Source organism: Roseateles sp. GW821-FHT02E12, from assembly GCF_059421665.1.
This window is the reverse complement of record NZ_JBWKVK010000003.1, coordinates 274557-290088: the sequence shown is the minus strand read 5'-3', so window position 1 is coordinate 290088 and position 15532 is coordinate 274557. Positions and strand designations below refer to the sequence as shown.

Genomic DNA, 15532 nt, shown 5'->3' with positions numbered 1-15532 from the left:
CCGCCCGCCATGCTCAACCTGATTAACTTCGCCACCGCCCCCGAGCAGCGCCGCCTCTGGCGCGCCCTGCTCGCCGTCCTTCTCGTTGCCATCACCTACCTGGCCCTGGTGCCCGCCCCGCCCAAGGGCATCAGCACCGGCTGGGACAAGTCCAACCACGCGCTCGCCTTTGCGGCGCTGGGCTTCACGTGCGTGTGGGCGATGTGGCCGCGGCCGCGGCAGTGGCTGCTGCTCGTCGCGGCCCTGCTGGCCTACGGCGGCACCATCGAGATCGCCCAGAGCTTTCTGCCACCACGCAGCGGCGACTGGTTCGACCTGCTGGCCGACAGCGTGGGCATCGGCATTGGGCTGCTGATCGCGTGGCCTGTCACAACCATCGCAGCACGCCAACGCTGACGGTGGGGACGAAGAGCAGCAGCAGCAGCCTCAGCACATCGCTGGCCAGGAAGGGCATGACGCCCTTGTAGGTCTCGTTCATCGGCACCTCGCGCGCCATGCCGTTGACGACGTAGACGTTCAGCCCCACCGGCGGCGCCAGCATGCCGATGCCCACCGTCATCAGCACGAGGATGCCGAACCAGATCGCCTTGGGCTCGGCCGCCAGGCCCCACAGGTCCAGGCCCATGATGGTCGGAAAGATGACGGGGATGGTCAGCAGCAGCATGGACAGCTCGTCCATCACGCAGCCCAGCACGATGTAGAAAGCCAGCACGCCCGCCACGATGGCCAGCGGCGGCACGGCCAGGCCGCCCACCCACTGCGCCAGATGCGTGGGCATCTGCGTGAGGGCCAGCGCCGAATTCATCATGTCGGCACCGAGGAAGATCATGAAGACCATGGCCGTCGTCTCGGCCGTGCCGAGCAGGGCGCGCTTCAGGCCTTCGCCCCGCAGCTCGCCGGACAGCAGGCCGCTGGTCAACGTGGCCAGCGCGCCGATGGACGCGCCCTCGGTCGGGCTGAACAGGCCGCCGTAGATGCCGCCGAACACGACGACGAAGATGGCCAGCAGCGGCCACACGCCGAGCAGCGCGCGCCAGCGCTCGCCCCAGCCGTGGCGCGGGCCCGGCACAGCCAGGGCGGGCCGCAGCCGGCAGGTGATGGCGATGACGGCCAGATAGCCCGCCGTGGCGATCAGCCCGGGGATGAAGGCGGCGGCGAACAGCTTGGCGATGTTCTGCTCGGTCAGGATGGCGTAGACGATCAGCGGCACGGACGGCGGGATCAGGATGCCCAGCGTTCCGCCGGTGGCGAGCACCGCGGTGGACAGGCGGCCGTGATAGCCCGCCGCCTTCATCTCGCCATAGGCCACCTGGGTGATGGTGGCGCAGGTGGCCACCGACGAACCGCAGACCGAGCCGAAGGCCGCGGCCGCCAGGATGGCCGCGAACGCGAGGCCACCGCGCCAGTGGCCAACCCAGGCTGCGGCGGCCCGGAACAGCGCCTTGGACAGGCCGCCCTGGGTCGCGAATTGGCCCATCAACAGGAACAGCGGGATGACCGACAGCTCGTAGACCGTCAGCCGCGCGACGGCCGAGCCCTTGATGAGGTTCAGCAGCGCCGCATCGCTGCTCATCCAGGCGTAGCCGAGGGCGCCGGGGATGAACATGGCGGCCGCGATGGGCACGCGCAGCGCCATCAGCGCGAGCATCAAGCCAAAGATGGTCAGGCCAGAGCTCATCGCCTGACCGCCTGCACCACGGCGATGACGGCGGTCAGCGCCAACCCCGGCGCGAGGATGGCGTAGGCCCACCACGCCGGCAGCCCGAGGATCATGGTCTGCTCGCCGGCTTCATCGACGGCCATCGCGCCCACGCCGCTGCGCCAGGCCAGCAGCGCCAGCATCACCGCCAGCAGCAGCGCGCCGAACCGATCCAACGCGCCGTTCACCCGAGCAGGTGCTGCCTGGGTAAAGAAGTCCACGATGATGTTGCCGCGCCGCAGCTGGCACCAGGGCAGGCACAGCGCGATGGACAAGGCGATGCCGATCTGGCTCAGCTCGATGTCGCCACGAACCGGCGCCGCAAACAGGTTGCGGCCGATGACGCTCCACAGCGTCATGCCCGCCACGAGCAGCGCGCAGGCGCCGCCCAGCAGCGCAAACGCCGCCGCCAGCTTCTCCAGCAGCCTCACTTCTTGTACTTGGCCAGCAGCGCCTGCGCCTCGGCCAGCATCTGCTTGCCGGGCAGGCCGCGCTTGTCCATGTCGGCCGCCCAGTCGTCGTAGAGCGGATGGCTGGCCTTGATCCAGTTGTCCACCTCGGCGGCGGGCACCGTGTAGAAGACGTTGCCACGGTCCACGGCATGCTTGCGTGCAGACGCCTGGCTCGCGTCCCAGGTGCGGCCGGCAGCCTGCGACAGCGCAGCACCGGAGTTCTTCTCGATGACGGCCTTCAGGTCGGCCGGCAGGCTGTCGAAGCGGGCCTGGTTCATCGCCAACACGAAGACGGCGCTGTACAGCGCCGGCCGGGCAGGGTCGGTCTCCGTGTGGAACTTCACCATCTCATGCAGCTTGACCGACGGGATGACCTCCCACGGCAGCGCAAAGCCGTCGATGGTGCCCTTGCTGACGGCGTCGGCCACGGCCGGCAGCGGCATGCCCACGGGGGAGGCGCCGAGAGACGCCAGCAGCTTGTTCGTTTGCCGCGTGGGCGCACGCAGCTTCAGGCCCTTGAAGTCGGCCAGCGACTTGATCTGCCGCTCGCGCGTGTGGAGGTAGCCCTCGTCGTGCGTGGCGAACATCAGCGGCTTGATGCCAGGGAACTCCTTGCCGGCGTACTTGCCGTAGAAATCCCAGGCGGCGCGCGAGGCGGCTTCGGCCGAGTTCGTCATGAAGGGCAGCTCGAAGACCTCCATGATGGGGAAGCGCCCGGCCGTGTAGCCCGGCAGCGTGAAGGCGATGTCGACGACGCCGTCCTTGACCTGGTCGATCAGCTGGGCCGGCGTGCCGCCGAGCTGCATGGCCGGGTAGACCTGGCACTTCAGGCGGTTGCCGGAGTCGGCCGCGATCTTGTCGCACCAGGGCGCAAGGATCTGCGTGGGCGGCATGGCGCCTGGAGGCCAGAAATGATGGACCTTGAGCGTGATGGGCTCCTGGGCCTGCACCGCGGTTGCGGCCAGCAGGGCGGCGATGAAACCGATTGCTTTCATGCCTGTCTCCTCGTTGTGTGCCTTCATCCTAGGGGAAGTGAAGACCCCAAGCCCCCCGCAGCCACCCTAGGCCAAACGTGGGGGGCGCCGGCATCGTCCTACAGCCAAAGCCCCTGCACTGACATACCGTTGGCAGCAGCTTGCGCTACGGTAGCTTCCATGTTGACCGACCTCCTCCGAGCCACGCGTGCCCACACGCTGGCCCTGGCTGCGCCCCTGTCGGATGAGGACGCCCAGCTGCAGTCCATGCCCGACGCCAGCCCCGCCAAATGGCATCTGGCGCACACGACCTGGTTCTTCGAAACGCTGGTGCTCGCACCGCACTTGAACGGCTACCAGCTCTTCGACGAACGCTGGCCGCGCCTCTTCAATTCCTACTACGAGAGCCTCGGGCCTCGCCATGCACGCCCGCAGCGCGGGCTGCTGAGCCGGCCTGCGCTCGCCGAGGTCAAGGCCTACCGTGCACACGTGGACACCGCGCTGGCTGACCTGCTGCCCCATGCGCCGCCAGATGCGCTCAAGCTGATCGAGCTAGGCTGCCATCACGAGCAGCAGCACCAGGAGTTGCTGCTGACCGACATCCTGCACGCCTTCTCCTGCAACCCGCTGCTGCCAGCCTATGACGCGACGGCGCCCCAGCAGGCCACGGCACCCGAGCAGGCGTGGCTGAAGCATGCGGGCGGCATCGTCGACGTCGGCCACGGTGGCAGCGGCTTCGCCTTCGACAACGAAGGCCCGCGGCACCAGGCGCTGGTCACGCCGTTCGAGATCAGCAATCGCCTCGTCACCTGCGGCGAGTACGCCGACTTTGTCGACGCCGGCGGCTACCGGGAGCCGCTGCTGTGGCTGTCCGACGGCTGGGCCACCGTGCAGGCCCAGGGCTGGCAGCGGCCGGCCTACTGGCAAGAGGACGGCAGCGTCTTCGGCTTGCATGGCGTGCAGCCGCTGGACCCGCACGCGCCCGTCCAGCAGCTCAGCTTCTACGAGGCCTGCGCCTTTGCCGAATGGGCCGGCGCGCGGTTGCCCACCGAGTTCGAGTGGGAGGCCGCGTCGGCCCTGCAAGGTTTCGAGCAGGCCGCCGACCAAGCCTGGGGAGCTTGGCAATGGACGCGCTCCAGCTACGCGCCCTACCCCGGCTTCCGGCCGGCGGCGGGCGCGGTCGGTGAATACAACGGCAAATTCATGGTCGGCCAGCAGGTGCTGCGCGGCGGCAGCCTCGCAACACCGCCCGGGCACACGCGGCCCAGTTATCGCAATTTCTTCCCCCCAGCCGCGCGCTGGCAGTTCAGTGGATTGAGGCTTGCAAGATGAAACCAGGAATCGAATGGCGCCAGCCCCGCGCTTCGGCAGAGAACGAGCAATTCGCGGCTGACCTGCATGCCGCCCTGAGCCGCATGCCCAAGGCCATCTCGCCCAAATACTTCTACGACGAGGCCGGCTCGTGCCTGTTCGAGCAGATCTGCGACCTGCCCGAGTACTACCCGACGCGCACCGAGCTTGCACTGCTTGCGAACCACGCCCCCGACATGGCCGCGCAGATGGGGGGCCAGGTGCAACTCGTTGAGTACGGCGCCGGCGCGCTGCGCAAGGTGAGGCTGCTGCTGGACGCCATCCCGCGCGACAGCGTGCAGTTCGTGCCGGTGGACATCTCCGGCCCGCACCTGCTGGCGGCCTGCGACGGCCTGGCGGCTGACTACCCGGGCCTTGCCATCCAACCGCTGGTGGCCGACTTCACCCGCCCGCACACGCTGCCGCCCTGCCCCCCAGGCAGCCGCCGCGTGGGCTTCTTCCCCGGCTCCAGCATCGGCAACTTCACGCCCAGCGAGGCGGACGCCTTCCTGCGCCTGGCCGCGGCCGAGCTGACTGGCGGCGGGCTGCTGATCGGCATCGACCTCGTGAAGGATCACGACACGCTGCACGCGGCCTACAACGACGACGCCGGTGTGACGGCGGCCTTCAACCTCAACCTGCTGCACCGCGCACGCCGGGACCTGGGCGCCGAATTTCCGCCGGACGGCTTCGAGCACCTGGCCTTCTACAACCCGGCCTACTGCCGCATCGAGATGCATCTGCGCGCGAACCGGCCGCTGGAGCTGCAGCTGGGCGGCGAGACCTATGTGTTCAACGAGGGTGAGACGCTGCACACGGAGCATTCGCACAAGTACACGGTCTCCGGCTTCCAGGCGCTGGCCGAGCGCGCGGGTTTCAAGCCGGGCAAGGTGTGGACGGATGAGAACGGGTGGTTTGCGGTGCTCTGGCTGGAGGCCGGGCCCAGCGGCAGCTAGGGCACGGCGAATCGGCCTTTGGAAGTCAAGCGCCGTGGCGCAGGAACATGCACCACAGCGTTGCGCTGCCCAGGCTGCCCCGCCCTGTCTCTACAAAGCCGGCCCGCTCGTAGAACCGCACGTTCGACGGGTTCGCCGTCTCGAGGTAGACCCCGCCGGACAACGGGTCGGCAGCCGACAGCTCACAGAACGCCTTCAGCAGCTGTGCCCCCATGCCGAGGCCATGCAACGCTGGATCCACACCGATCACGCCGAGGTAGTAATGCGGAACGGGCGGCTTGCCCTTCTCGGCAATCTCGTCATAAAGCGCCATGCGATCGGTCAAGCCGGGAATGGCTTTCTCGAAGCGATCCCAGTCTTGCGCAAAGCTTGTTGGCCACGGAGGCGGCGCCGTGGTGTAGCCCATCGCGGCCCCACGAATGCCGGCCGTGTCTCGCGCCAGCAGCACCGGCATGTCGAGCGCGATGCGGGCGCCCATCAGCAGCGAGAAAAACTGCGTCACTCGCACTCGGTAACTCGGACCGGTTTCGAGCAGGAATCCCGTGATCGGATCTTCTGCGAACGCCGCGGCCAGGGGGCCCACAGCGCGCTCGAGGTCGGATGGGGCGGCGGCGGTGATTTGCATGACGCCCGATGTGTAGCACGGTGTTGGCCGATGCGCCTCAGGCCCGATACCGACAGCCGGGATGCGCTAGATCGCCAACCGCTCCCGCACCCCATCCGCCGCCATGTCCTTGCCCCGCCCGCGCATGACGATCTCGCCGCGCTGCATCAGCAAATACTGGTCGGCCAGCTCTTCGGCAAAGTCATAGAACTGCTCGACGAGCACGACCGACAGCCCCTTGTCGTGGGCCAGGTGCTTGATGACGCGGCCGATGTCCTGGATGACGTTGGGCTGGATGCCTTCGGTCGGTTCGTCCAGCAGCAGCACCTTCGGTCCGGGCGCGAGCGCGCGGGCGATGGCGAGCTGCTGTTGCTGGCCGCCGGACAGGTCGCCGCCACGGCGTGAGCGCATCTTGGCGAGCACGGGGAAGAGTTCGAACAGCTCCACCGGCAGCGGCGTGCCGGCGGGCTGGCTGCTGAGGCCCATCTGCAGGTTCTCGATGACCGACAGCCGCCCGAAGATCTCACGGCCCTGGGGCACGTAGCCGAGGCCGGCGCGCACGCGTTGGTGAGTCTTCAGCTTGTTGATGGGTTCGCCGGCCAGCGTGATGCTGCCGGACGTGACGGGCACGACACCCATCAGGCTCTTCAGCAGCGTCGTCTTGCCGACGCCATTGCGGCCCAGCACGACGGTGATCTCACCGGGCTTGAGGTCGAAGCTCAGGCCACGCAGGATGTTGGAGCCGCCGTAGTGTTGATGCAGGTCTGCGACCTTCAGGATGTCATCGGCCAAGGTACACCTCGATCACCTTTTCGTCCGATTGAACGGTCGCCATCGTGCCTTCGGCCAGCGTCTGCCCTTCGTGCAAGACGGTGACCGTGCGATGAGCCCCAGCCAGCGTCGCGACGAAATTCATGTCGTGCTCGACGACGACGAGGGAGTGCTTGCCCTCCAGGCTCAGGAACAGCTCTGCCGTGCGCTCGGTCTCTTCGTCGGTCATGCCGGCCACGGGCTCGTCCAGCAGCAGCAGCTTGGGGTCTTGCGCCAGCAGCATGCCGATCTCCAGCCACTGCTTCTGGCCGTGGCTCAGCAGGCCGGCGACGCGTTCGCGCTCGGGGGCGAGGTGCACGGTGGTCAGCAGTTGGTCCAGCCGGTCGCGTTGCTCGCCGCTGAGCTTGGCCCGCATCGCGAAGCGCGCGCCGCGGTCGCCGGCCAGGGCCAGCTCCAGGTTCTCGGCGACGGTCAGCGCCTCGAACACCGTCGGCTTCTGGAACTTGCGGCCGATGCCCGCGCGCGCGATCTGCTGCTCGCTCATCAGGCGCAGGTTGAGGTTGCTGCCGAAGAAGATGCGCCCGCTGTCGGGCCGCGTCTTGCCGGTCAGACAGTCCATCGTCGTCGTCTTGCCGGCACCGTTGGGGCCGATGACGCAGCGAAGTTCACCGACACCGACCGTGAACGACAACCCGCCCAGCGCCTGGAAGCCATCGAAGGCAACCTTCAAGTCTTCGACGTACAGGGCCACGCCCTGGTTGAAGATGGGTTCGCCCGCCGTGGCGATGCGGGTCAGCGCCCGCGACCGTGCTTCTGACCCGGCTTCAAGAAGCTCTGGCGTCATTTCTTGAACCTCCGCGCCAAGCCCATCAAGCCTTGCGGCAGGAACAGCGTCACCGCGATGAACAGCCCACCCAGGATGTAGAGCCAGCCCTCCGGCCACCAGGCCGTGAAGACGGACTTGGTGCCGTTGACGAAGAAGGCGCCGAGGACGGGGCCAATCAGCGTGCCACGGCCGCCCACCGCTGCCCAGATGGCCATCTCGATGCTGGCCGCCGGACTCATTTCACCGGGGTTGATGATGCCCACCTGCGGCACGTAGAGGATGCCGGCCAGCGCGCACATCAGCGCGGAGATGACGTAGGCGCTGAGCTTGAAGGCGACCGGGTCATAGCCCAGGAAGCGCACGCGGCCTTCGGCGTCGCGGATGGCCTGCAGGATGCGGCCCCAGCGGCTTTTCGTCAGCGCCCGAGCGATCAGGTAGCAGGCGATCAGCGCGACACCACTGGCCACGCACAGCCCCACCTTCATGCCCGGCGTGTTCAGCGGCATCCCGGCAAGGCGCTTGAAGTCGGTGAAGCCGTTGTTGCCGCCAAAGCCCGTCTCGTTGCGGAAGAACAGCAGCATGGCGGCCACTGTCAGCGCCTGCGTGATGATGGAGAAGTACACGCCCTGGATGCGCGAGCGGAAGGCGAAGTAGCCGAACACCGCGGCCAGCAGGCCGGGCACCGCGAGCGCCAGGAAGATCTGCCCCACCAGCGAGTCGCTGAGCGCCCAGTGCCAGGGCAGCTCCTTCCAGTTCAGGAAGACCATGAAGTCCGGCAGGTCCGACTGGTACTGGCCTTCTCGGCCGATCTGGCGCATCAGGTACATGCCCATGCCATAGCCGCCCAGGGCAAAGAAAAGCCCATGGCCCAGCGACAGGATGCCGCCGAAACCCCAGATGAGGTCCAAGGCCAGGGCACAAATGGCAAAGCAAAGAAACTTGCCGAGCAGGCCGACGTAGAACTCGCTGAGGTGCAGCGCGTGGCCGGGCGGGAAGGCGAGGTGCAGCAAGGGCACGAGCAGCAGCACGAGGGCCACCACGATGAGCAGCGTCTTCTTCATTCGACCGACCTGCCCTTCAGTGCGAACAGACCTTGCGGCTTTTTCTGGATGACGAGCACGAGCAGCATCAGCAGCGCGATCTTGGCGAGCACTGCGCCCTGCCAGCCTTCCAGCAGCTTGGACAGCACGCCCAGCCCCAGGCCCGCATAGACGGTGCCGGCCAGCTGGCCCACGCCGCCGAGTACGACCACCATGAAGGCGTCGACGATGTAGCTCTGGCCCAGGTCGGGCCCGACGTTGCCGATCTGGCTCAGCGCGCAGCCGGCAAGCCCAGCGATGCCAGAGCCGAGCGCAAACGCCATCGTGTCGACCTTCGCGGTGTTGACGCCCACGCAAGCGGCCATGCGGCGGTTCTGCGTGACGCCGCGCACCATCAGGCCGAGGCGGGTCTTGGCCAGCAGCAGCGCCATGCCGCCCAGCACCAGCGCCGCGAAGCCGAGGATGGCCAGGCGGTTGTAGGGCAGCGTCAGGTTGGGCAGCAGCGCCCAGCCACCGGACAGCCAGGTGGGGTTCTCCACGGCGACGTTCTGCGCGCCGAACAGCGTGCGCACGGCCTGCATCAGCACGAGCGAGATGCCCCAGGTGGCCAGCAGCGTTTCCAGCGGCCGGCCGTAGAGCCAGCGAATCACGGTGCGCTCCATGGCCGCGCCAACAAGGGCTGCCGCGACGAAGCTCGCCGGCAGCGCGATCCACAGGTAGTAGTCGAAGGCCGCGGGCAACCAGGCGCGAAAGCCCTGCTGCACGCAGTAGGTGGCGTAGGCGCCCACCATCAACAGCTCGCCGTGCGCCATGTTGATGACGCCCATCAGGCCGTAGGTGATGGCCAGGCCCAAGGCCACCAGCAGCAGCACTGAGCCCAGGCTCAGGCCCGAGAACAACAGTTGGGCGCGCTCGCCCCAGGCGAGGCGGTCGCCGATGGCGTCGATGGCGCTCTTCATCGCGGCCTTGGTGGCGGCATCGGTCTCGCCGCTCATGCGCTCCAGCAGCAAGGCGCGCGTCGTCGGGTCGGCGCTGCCAGCCAGCTCGATGGCAGCGGCCTTGCGCTGTGCGGCATCGGTGGACGACAACTTGGCACCGGCCACCAGTGCACCCAATTGGCCGCGCAGGTCAACGTCGGTCTCCGCCGCCAGCGCACGTTCGTACAGCGGCAGCTTGACCGCGCTGGCGTCTTCACGCAGCGTCGCCAGCGCCTTGGCCCGCGTGCCGCGGTCCTTGGACAGCAGGGCCAGCCCGGCCAACGCCGAGTCGATCTCCCGGCGCAGGCGGTTGTTCAGCATCGGCTCTTCGCCATCGGGCGGCGCAGCACCCTCCGCGGCCACGACCACCTTGCCCTCGCGCAGCCGCACCCGGCCGTCGAGCAGTGCATGCAGGTAGTCCGCCAGCGCCGGGTCGGCCTGCGCCACGGCTTCGTTCAGGGCGGCGACGCGCTCGTCGCCCTCACCAGCCGCGATGCGCGCGAGCAGCTCGGGCGACAGCGCCCAAGCCGAGCAGCCGAGCAGCGCCAGCAGCCAACCTAAAAAGAGTCGTTTGATCATGAAGATCCAAGCGAACACAGAAGTGCCGCGCGAAGCGCGCACGTCCCTCCAGCAGCCGCCGTGGAACTGGCTTTGCCAGGCCACTGGCGGCGCCCCCCGGGGGGAGGCGCCTTGGCGCCTCGGGGGGGTCTTATTTCGTCGGCTCGTCCTTCTTGCCCTTGTTCTCGGGGATGTACGGGCTCCACGGCTGGGCCTTGACGGGGCCGGGCGTCTTCCACACCACGTTGAACTGGCCGTCACCCTTCACTTCGCCGATGAAGACCGACTTGTGCAGGTGGTGGTTCTTCTCGTCCATCTTGGACGTGATGCCCGACGGTGCCGTGAAGGTCTGGCCGGCCATGGCGGCGATGACCTTGTCGGTGTCGGTGCTCTTGGCCTTGGTGACGGCCTGCGCCCACATGTTGATGCCGATGTAGGTGGCTTCCATCGGGTCGTTGGTCAGCGGCTTGTCCTTGTGGCCAGCAATGCCCTTGGCCTTGGCGTAGTCGCTCCACTTCTTGATGAAGGCATCGTTGGCCGGGGCCTTGATGGACATGAAGTAGTTCCACGCGGCCAGGTGGCCCTGCAGCGGCTTGGTGTCCACGCCGCGCAGCTCTTCCTCACCCACCGAGAAGGCCACCACCGGCACGTCGGTCGCCTTCAGGCCCTGGTTGCCCAGTTCCTTGTAGAAGGGCACGTTGGAGTCGCCGTTGATCGTGGAGATGACCGCCGTCTTCTTGCCCTCGGCGGCGAACTTCTTGATCTTGGCAATGATGCTTTGGTAGTCCGCGTGGCCGAAGGGGGTGTAGTCCTCCATGATGTCCGTCTCGGGGATGCCCTTGGACTTCAGGAAGGCGCGCAGGATCTTGTTCGTCGTGCGCGGGTACACGTAGTCGGTGCCCAGCAGCACGAAACGCTTGGCGCCGCCACCGTCCTTGCTCATCAGGTATTCGACAGCGGGAATGGCCTGCTGGTTGGGCGCGGCACCCGTGTAAAACACGTTCTTGCTCAGCTCTTCACCCTCGTACTGCACCGGGTAGAACAGCAGTGCGTTGGTCTGCTCGAACACCGGCAGCACCGACTTGCGGCTCACCGAGGTCCAGCAGCCGAACACGACGGCGACCTTGTCCTGCGAGATGAGTTGCTTGGCCTTTTCGGCGAACAGCGGCCAGTTGGAGGCCGGGTCGACCACCACCGGTTCCAGCTTCTTGCCGAGCAGGCCGCCCTTGGCGTTGATCTCGTCGATGGCCATCAGCACGGTGTCCTTCAACACCGTTTCGGAAATGGCCATGGTGCCCGACAGCGAGTGCAGCACGCCGACCTTGATGGTGTCGGCGGCGTAGGCGGTGGGGGTGAGGAGAGCGGCGGCGGCAGAAGCGGCCAGGGCCAGGGCAGAACGGCGAAGCATCGGGGTGTCCTCCAGAGGGGTTGGGGATGAAGTTCGGTAGCCGATGGCACCGTCCGCAAGGCCCGTGCCAGCCCGTGAACTTCGTCACACCCCACGATGGACACGCCCGATGCCACCGTTATGGTGCAACTGGCACCGTTGGTGTACTGCAGCATGAATCACTGCACCAAGGCGGACCGCACGCGCCCGGTTCGTGCTCGCCAGCCAAGCCGCGCAAGACCTGGCGCGCCCCCTCGCCCACCCCGGGGCGACATGCCCTGGATCAGGGATTCGCGCTCCCGGGGCCAGGGCGAAGCCGCCCCTATGCTGGCGGCCGGGAGCAGCACCGCGGGGGTGCACGACCCATGCCCTCCTCGCACCAACTCCCGTCAACCATCCCAGCCCTCAGCGGCCCCAGCGCATGACCCCAAAGCTCAGGCTGATCATCTGCAGCATCGCCTGCCTCGGCCTCAGCAGTTGCGGCGGCGGTGGTTCTAGCGATTCCGGCCCGACAGCCGTCCCCGCTGACACGACGGAGCAATGGACCCTGTCCGCAGCCGCTGACGTGGGCATGGACGCCGGCCTGCTGAGCCGCGCCGTGTCCACGCTGCCCGCAGGCCACGGCTTGTCCAGCCTGCTGATCCAGCGCCACGGCAAGCCGGTGGTGGAGCAGTACTGGAACGGGTACGACAAGGACACGCTGCACGACCTTCGCTCGGCAACCAAGAGCATCACCTCGCTGCTGATCGGCGTCGCCATCGACCAGCACGTCATCGGCAGCGTCAACGATCCGATCGCCAACTACCTCGGCGCCGCCTATCCCGGCGCGCCGGCTTTGCAGCGTGGCATCACGCTCGAAAACCTGCTGACCATGCGCAGCGGCCTGGCCTGCAACGACTGGGACAACAGCTCGCCGGGCAACGAGTCCAGGATGTACGAGCAGGCCGACTGGGTTCAGTTCTACCTGAACCTGCCACAGTCCACGACACCGGGCGTTGTCACTCAATACTGCACCGGCAACCCGGTGACCCTGGGCCGGGTGCTCGGAGAAGCCAGCAAGAAGTCCATCCCTGCGCTGGCCGACACCTATCTGTTCAACGCCATGGGCATCAAGACCGCGCAGTGGGCCAGCTACAACGGCGGCCAGCAGACCGACACCGGCGGGCATATCAAGATGCGGCCGCGCGACATGGCCAAGATCGGCCAACTGGCTTTGCAAAAAGGCATGTGGGGCGGCGTGCAGCTGGTGTCGAGCGCCTGGATTGCCCAATCGACCGGCCAGCACACCGCCTTCCCCGGGGGCGATTCGCGTAACGGCTATGGCTACCTGTGGTGGCGCAGCGTGGAAGGCTACGACGGCAAGACCGCCAGCATGTTCTACGCCAACGGCAACGGCGGCCAATACATCTTCGTGGTCCCGACGCTCGACCTGGTCGTGGTGTTCACCGGGGAGAACTACAACTCGAATGCGCAGAACCAGCCGTTCGCCGTGCTGGACAACTACATCCTTCCGGCGATCAAGTAGCCAGGTCTCGCAAGGCCTGGGACCGGCTACGGCTGACTGGCAGTGCGCGCCCGTCCTTCAGCTCGGCGCTGAGCTGGCCGTTGGCCTGGCGGCGAAAGCGCTGCACCGCGTCGAGGTTGACGATGCAGCCGCGGTGGATGCGCACGAAGCGCTGCGGGTCCAGCCTCTCCTCCAGCCGCGCCAGCGCCAGGTGCAGCAGGTGCTCGGCCCCCCCCGCGTGCACGCCCACGTAGTCGCCCACCGCCTCGAAGTGGCTGACGTCATTCACGGCCACCGGCACGATGGCCGCGCCACTGCGCACGAACAGGCGCGTCAGCGGCCCACGGCCGAGCAGCTCGGCCAGGCGCTCCAGCGCTGGCGGGCAGGGTTCGCCCAGTGCCGCGCGCACGCGCTCCAGCGTCGCGTTCAAGCGCTCGGCGCCAAAGGGCTTGAGCAGATAGTCCAGCGCGCCCAGCTCGAAGGCGGTGATGGCGTGCTCGGCATGAGCCGTCGTGAAGATGATCAGGGGCGGCGCCGGCGTGCCGGCCTCGACGAGGCGCCGCAGCACCTCGGTGCCCAGCAGCCCAGGCATCTGGATATCCAGGAAGACCAGCTCGGGCCGCAGGCGCTGGATCTCGGCCAGCGCTGCCGGGCCATCCGCTGCCTCGCCCACGCAGTGCAACCAGGGCAGGCCGCGCAGCAGATGGCGCAGGCCGGCGCGGGCAATGGGCTCGTCGTCGGCAATCAGCGCGGTAACGGCGGTCATTCTTCCTCTTCGAGAGGCTTCAAGGGCAGACGAAGCTCGGCGCGCAGGCCCTGGCCGGTTGAGGTCTGCAACAACAGCGATGCGCTGCCGCCGTAGAGCCAGCCCAGGCGCTCACGCAGTCGGCGCAGGCCGGTGCCTCCGGCTTCCAGCGCGGCGGGCTCGGCGCCCATGCCGTCGTCATTGACGGTGACGATCAAGGTCTCACCTTCGACTCGCCCCCTCACGCGAACCGTGGTCGCCTCCACGCGCGGCGCGGCGCCGTGGCGCACGGCGTTCTCCACCAAGGTCTGCAGCGCAAAGCTGGGCACCGGCGCGGCCTGCGCCTCGGGTGTGAACTCGGCATCGACAACCAGGCGCTCGCCGAAGCGGATGGCCTCGATATCCAGATACAGCTGGACGACCGCCCACTCCTCGCGCAGCGTGACCAGTTCGCGTGGGTTGTCGAAACTCGCCCGCAGCAGGGCCGCCAGCTGCTCGGCCGCGCGCGTAGCGCGCTCGGGGTCCAGCGGGATCAGCTGCACCACCGTGTGCAGCGCGTTGAACAGGAAGTGCGGATGCAGCTGGGCCCGCAGCGCCGCCAACTGGCTGCGCGCCTGCAGCGCCTCCAGCTGTGCATTGCGGGCGGCGGCGCGCTGGGCGTAGGCCACGCCGGCGATCATCACGTAGAACCACACGCCGGTGACGAGATAGGCCGGCAGCCCCGGCCCGACCACCACGACGACGCGGCCCACCACCAGGCTCTCGACGACGCTGTTCGCCGCCACCCAGGCCACCGCGTACAGGGCCGCGCCGAGCGCGTGCTTGGCAACGAAGCTGAACTTCAGCGGGTGCGGCCAGGGCAGGCGCGCGGTGAAGCGGTGCACCGCCAGCCCGAGCACCGCCGCCGTCGCCATCAGCCGCAGCGAGTAATGCAGGGCCGACGCGAAGCCGGCGCCATGCACCGTCATCATCAGCACCGCAAACAGCGCGGCCACCGGCAGCCAGCCGATCAGCCATTGCGCCCAGATCCAGGTTCGCCCCATCCTTGCTCCGCCTATCGAGCCGCCTTGCGCGAAACGCGCTTGGCCACCACCGTCAGCGTCCCCTCCTCCCAGCTCGCACCATTGTCATAGGAGCGGTCCTGACGCATCTTGAAGCGGTCGGCCGTGATCTCGATGAAGCGTGTGCGCGTCAGCATCGGCTTGCCTTCGGAGTTCTGGCCACTGCCTTCCAGTCGCATCTCACCGTCCTGCCACACACCGCTGGCGCTGGTGAAGCGGGCACGGTAGACATCCAGACCGCTGATGAGCCAGCGCTTGGTCTTGGCGTCGAAGATGCGCTGGCTGTGATTCAGCGACAGCGGGTTGCCCGACGCGTCGATGATGCGCAACTCGTCGTCCAGGCCATAGCCGTCGAAGGCTTTCCAGGCCTTCCAGCTGCCGACGAGCTTGGGCGCGCCGTGGATCATTGCGGCCAGGCCGCTGACCTTGGGCGCCACCTCCAGCTCCCACTGGCCGACGAGGAAGTCGAACTGGGCGGCCTCGGCCGGCACGGCGGTCGCGCCGGCGGGCGCGGCACCACCATGCTGCGCGTGGGCGAGGCCAGCGAAGGCGAGAGCAAAAGACAGGACAAGGGCTTTCATGGCGTCTCCAAAACAAGGGATGCCGCCAGCATCGCGATGCGCGCGGC

General features: G+C 67.8%; 16 protein-coding genes. 4 read left to right on the top strand and 12 right to left on the bottom strand.

Features of this window, described 5'->3' with window-relative positions:
- Window positions 1-9 precede the first annotated feature (9 nt).
- On the top strand, window positions 10-396 hold the full coding sequence (locus AC07V5_RS19265) for a VanZ family protein (protein WP_495117323.1): 387 nt from the start codon (window positions 10-12) through the stop codon (window positions 394-396).
- Here AC07V5_RS19265 and AC07V5_RS19260 read toward each other — a convergent pair.
- The 3 genes from AC07V5_RS19260 to AC07V5_RS19250 are packed head-to-tail and all read right to left on the bottom strand — an operon-like array spanning window position 368 to window position 3146.
- Window positions 368-1678 (bottom strand): TRAP transporter large permease, encoded by a 1311-nt coding sequence (locus tag AC07V5_RS19260; protein ID WP_495117322.1) that lies wholly within the window; start codon window positions 1676-1678, stop codon window positions 368-370. The genes AC07V5_RS19265 and AC07V5_RS19260 overlap by 29 nt on opposite strands.
- Window positions 1675-2130 carry a TRAP transporter small permease gene (locus AC07V5_RS19255; RefSeq protein ID WP_495117321.1) on the bottom strand — a complete coding sequence of 152 codons (456 nt, stop codon included), beginning with the start codon at window positions 2128-2130 and terminating at the stop codon, window positions 1675-1677. The genes AC07V5_RS19260 and AC07V5_RS19255 overlap by 4 nt, the downstream gene beginning before the upstream one ends.
- Window positions 2127-3146: a TRAP transporter substrate-binding protein gene (locus AC07V5_RS19250; RefSeq protein ID WP_495117320.1), complete on the bottom strand. Its 1020-nt coding sequence runs from the start codon at window positions 3144-3146 to the stop codon at window positions 2127-2129. The genes AC07V5_RS19255 and AC07V5_RS19250 overlap by 4 nt, the downstream gene beginning before the upstream one ends.
- A gap of 159 nt (window positions 3147-3305) precedes the next feature.
- Between AC07V5_RS19250 and egtB the strand changes: the two genes are divergently transcribed.
- Together egtB and egtD are read left to right on the top strand one after the other, a co-directional pair.
- Window positions 3306-4457 (top strand): ergothioneine biosynthesis protein EgtB, encoded by a 1152-nt coding sequence (gene egtB / locus AC07V5_RS19245; protein WP_495117319.1) that lies wholly within the window; start codon window positions 3306-3308, stop codon window positions 4455-4457.
- Entirely contained in the window at window positions 4454-5431 is a 978-nt protein-coding gene (egtD, locus tag AC07V5_RS19240; RefSeq protein ID WP_495117318.1) for an L-histidine N(alpha)-methyltransferase, read from the top strand. The genes egtB and egtD overlap by 4 nt, the downstream gene beginning before the upstream one ends.
- A 25-nt stretch (window positions 5432-5456) precedes the next feature.
- On the opposite strand, the gene AC07V5_RS19235 is transcribed toward egtD, so the two are convergent.
- From AC07V5_RS19235 to urtA, 6 genes are all read right to left on the bottom strand, one after another.
- Window positions 5457-6056 carry a GNAT family N-acetyltransferase gene (locus AC07V5_RS19235; protein WP_495117317.1) on the bottom strand — a complete coding sequence of 200 codons (600 nt, stop codon included), beginning with the start codon at window positions 6054-6056 and terminating at the stop codon, window positions 5457-5459.
- Window positions 6057-6122: 66 nt separating this feature from the next.
- Window positions 6123-6815 (bottom strand): urea ABC transporter ATP-binding subunit UrtE, encoded by a 693-nt coding sequence (gene urtE / locus AC07V5_RS19230; RefSeq protein ID WP_495118012.1) that lies wholly within the window; start codon window positions 6813-6815, stop codon window positions 6123-6125.
- Between the two features lies 1 nt (window position 6816).
- A complete protein-coding gene (urtD, locus tag AC07V5_RS19225; protein ID WP_495117316.1) occupies window positions 6817-7650 on the bottom strand; it encodes an urea ABC transporter ATP-binding protein UrtD in 834 nt (277 codons plus the stop codon).
- Window positions 7647-8693 carry an urea ABC transporter permease subunit UrtC gene (gene urtC, locus AC07V5_RS19220; RefSeq protein WP_495117315.1) on the bottom strand — a complete coding sequence of 349 codons (1047 nt, stop codon included), beginning with the start codon at window positions 8691-8693 and terminating at the stop codon, window positions 7647-7649. Before urtC ends, urtD begins: the two co-directional genes overlap by 4 nt.
- Window positions 8690-10228: an urea ABC transporter permease subunit UrtB gene (gene urtB, locus AC07V5_RS19215; RefSeq protein ID WP_495117314.1), complete on the bottom strand. Its 1539-nt coding sequence runs from the start codon at window positions 10226-10228 to the stop codon at window positions 8690-8692. The genes urtC and urtB overlap by 4 nt, the downstream gene beginning before the upstream one ends.
- Window positions 10229-10358: 130 nt before the next feature.
- Window positions 10359-11615, bottom strand: coding sequence for an urea ABC transporter substrate-binding protein (gene urtA, locus AC07V5_RS19210; RefSeq protein ID WP_495117313.1), 1257 nt, complete (start codon window positions 11613-11615; stop codon window positions 10359-10361).
- Between the two features lie 400 nt (window positions 11616-12015).
- Between urtA and AC07V5_RS19205 the strand changes: the two genes are divergently transcribed.
- Window positions 12016-13119, top strand: a complete 1104-nt coding sequence (locus AC07V5_RS19205) for a serine hydrolase domain-containing protein (RefSeq protein ID WP_495117312.1) — start codon at window positions 12016-12018, stop codon at window positions 13117-13119.
- On the opposite strand, the gene AC07V5_RS19200 is transcribed toward AC07V5_RS19205, so the two are convergent.
- Genes AC07V5_RS19200 through AC07V5_RS19190 form a run of 3 tightly spaced genes read right to left on the bottom strand, consistent with a single transcriptional unit; the run spans window position 13112 to window position 15485 of the window.
- Window positions 13112-13864, bottom strand: coding sequence for a LytR/AlgR family response regulator transcription factor (locus AC07V5_RS19200; protein WP_495117311.1), 753 nt, complete (start codon window positions 13862-13864; stop codon window positions 13112-13114). The genes AC07V5_RS19205 and AC07V5_RS19200 overlap by 8 nt on opposite strands.
- Window positions 13861-14886 (bottom strand): sensor histidine kinase, encoded by a 1026-nt coding sequence (locus tag AC07V5_RS19195; protein ID WP_495117310.1) that lies wholly within the window; start codon window positions 14884-14886, stop codon window positions 13861-13863. The genes AC07V5_RS19200 and AC07V5_RS19195 overlap by 4 nt, the downstream gene beginning before the upstream one ends.
- 11 nt (window positions 14887-14897) lie before the next feature.
- Entirely contained in the window at window positions 14898-15485 is a 588-nt protein-coding gene (locus tag AC07V5_RS19190) for a hypothetical protein (RefSeq protein ID WP_495117309.1), read from the bottom strand.
- Window positions 15486-15532: the final 47 nt, after the last annotated feature.

Excerpts from the sequence above, each read along its gene's own strand:
- AC07V5_RS19260 (WP_495117322.1), bottom strand. The coding sequence starts at position 1,678 with ATGAGCTCTGGCCTGACCATCTTTGGCTTGATGCTCGCGCTGATGGCG.
- urtC (WP_495117315.1), bottom strand. The coding sequence starts at position 8,693 with ATGAAGAAGACGCTGCTCATCGTGGTGGCCCTCGTGCTGCTGCTCGTG.
- egtB (WP_495117319.1), top strand. The coding sequence starts at position 3,306 with ATGTTGACCGACCTCCTCCGAGCCACGCGTGCCCACACGCTGGCCCTG.
- AC07V5_RS19250 (WP_495117320.1), bottom strand. The coding sequence starts at position 3,146 with ATGAAAGCAATCGGTTTCATCGCCGCCCTGCTGGCCGCAACCGCGGTG.
- AC07V5_RS19190 (WP_495117309.1), bottom strand. The coding sequence starts at position 15,485 with ATGAAAGCCCTTGTCCTGTCTTTTGCTCTCGCCTTCGCTGGCCTCGCC.
- urtB (WP_495117314.1), bottom strand. The coding sequence starts at position 10,228 with ATGATCAAACGACTCTTTTTAGGTTGGCTGCTGGCGCTGCTCGGCTGC.
- AC07V5_RS19235 (WP_495117317.1), bottom strand. The coding sequence starts at position 6,056 with ATGCAAATCACCGCCGCCGCCCCATCCGACCTCGAGCGCGCTGTGGGC.
- egtD (WP_495117318.1), top strand. The coding sequence starts at position 4,454 with ATGAAACCAGGAATCGAATGGCGCCAGCCCCGCGCTTCGGCAGAGAAC.
- AC07V5_RS19265 (WP_495117323.1), top strand. The coding sequence starts at position 10 with ATGCTCAACCTGATTAACTTCGCCACCGCCCCCGAGCAGCGCCGCCTC.
- AC07V5_RS19205 (WP_495117312.1), top strand. The coding sequence starts at position 12,016 with ATGACCCCAAAGCTCAGGCTGATCATCTGCAGCATCGCCTGCCTCGGC.
- AC07V5_RS19195 (WP_495117310.1), bottom strand. The coding sequence starts at position 14,886 with ATGGGGCGAACCTGGATCTGGGCGCAATGGCTGATCGGCTGGCTGCCG.
- urtA (WP_495117313.1), bottom strand. The coding sequence starts at position 11,615 with ATGCTTCGCCGTTCTGCCCTGGCCCTGGCCGCTTCTGCCGCCGCCGCT.
- urtD (WP_495117316.1), bottom strand. The coding sequence starts at position 7,650 with ATGACGCCAGAGCTTCTTGAAGCCGGGTCAGAAGCACGGTCGCGGGCG.
- AC07V5_RS19200 (WP_495117311.1), bottom strand. The coding sequence starts at position 13,864 with ATGACCGCCGTTACCGCGCTGATTGCCGACGACGAGCCCATTGCCCGC.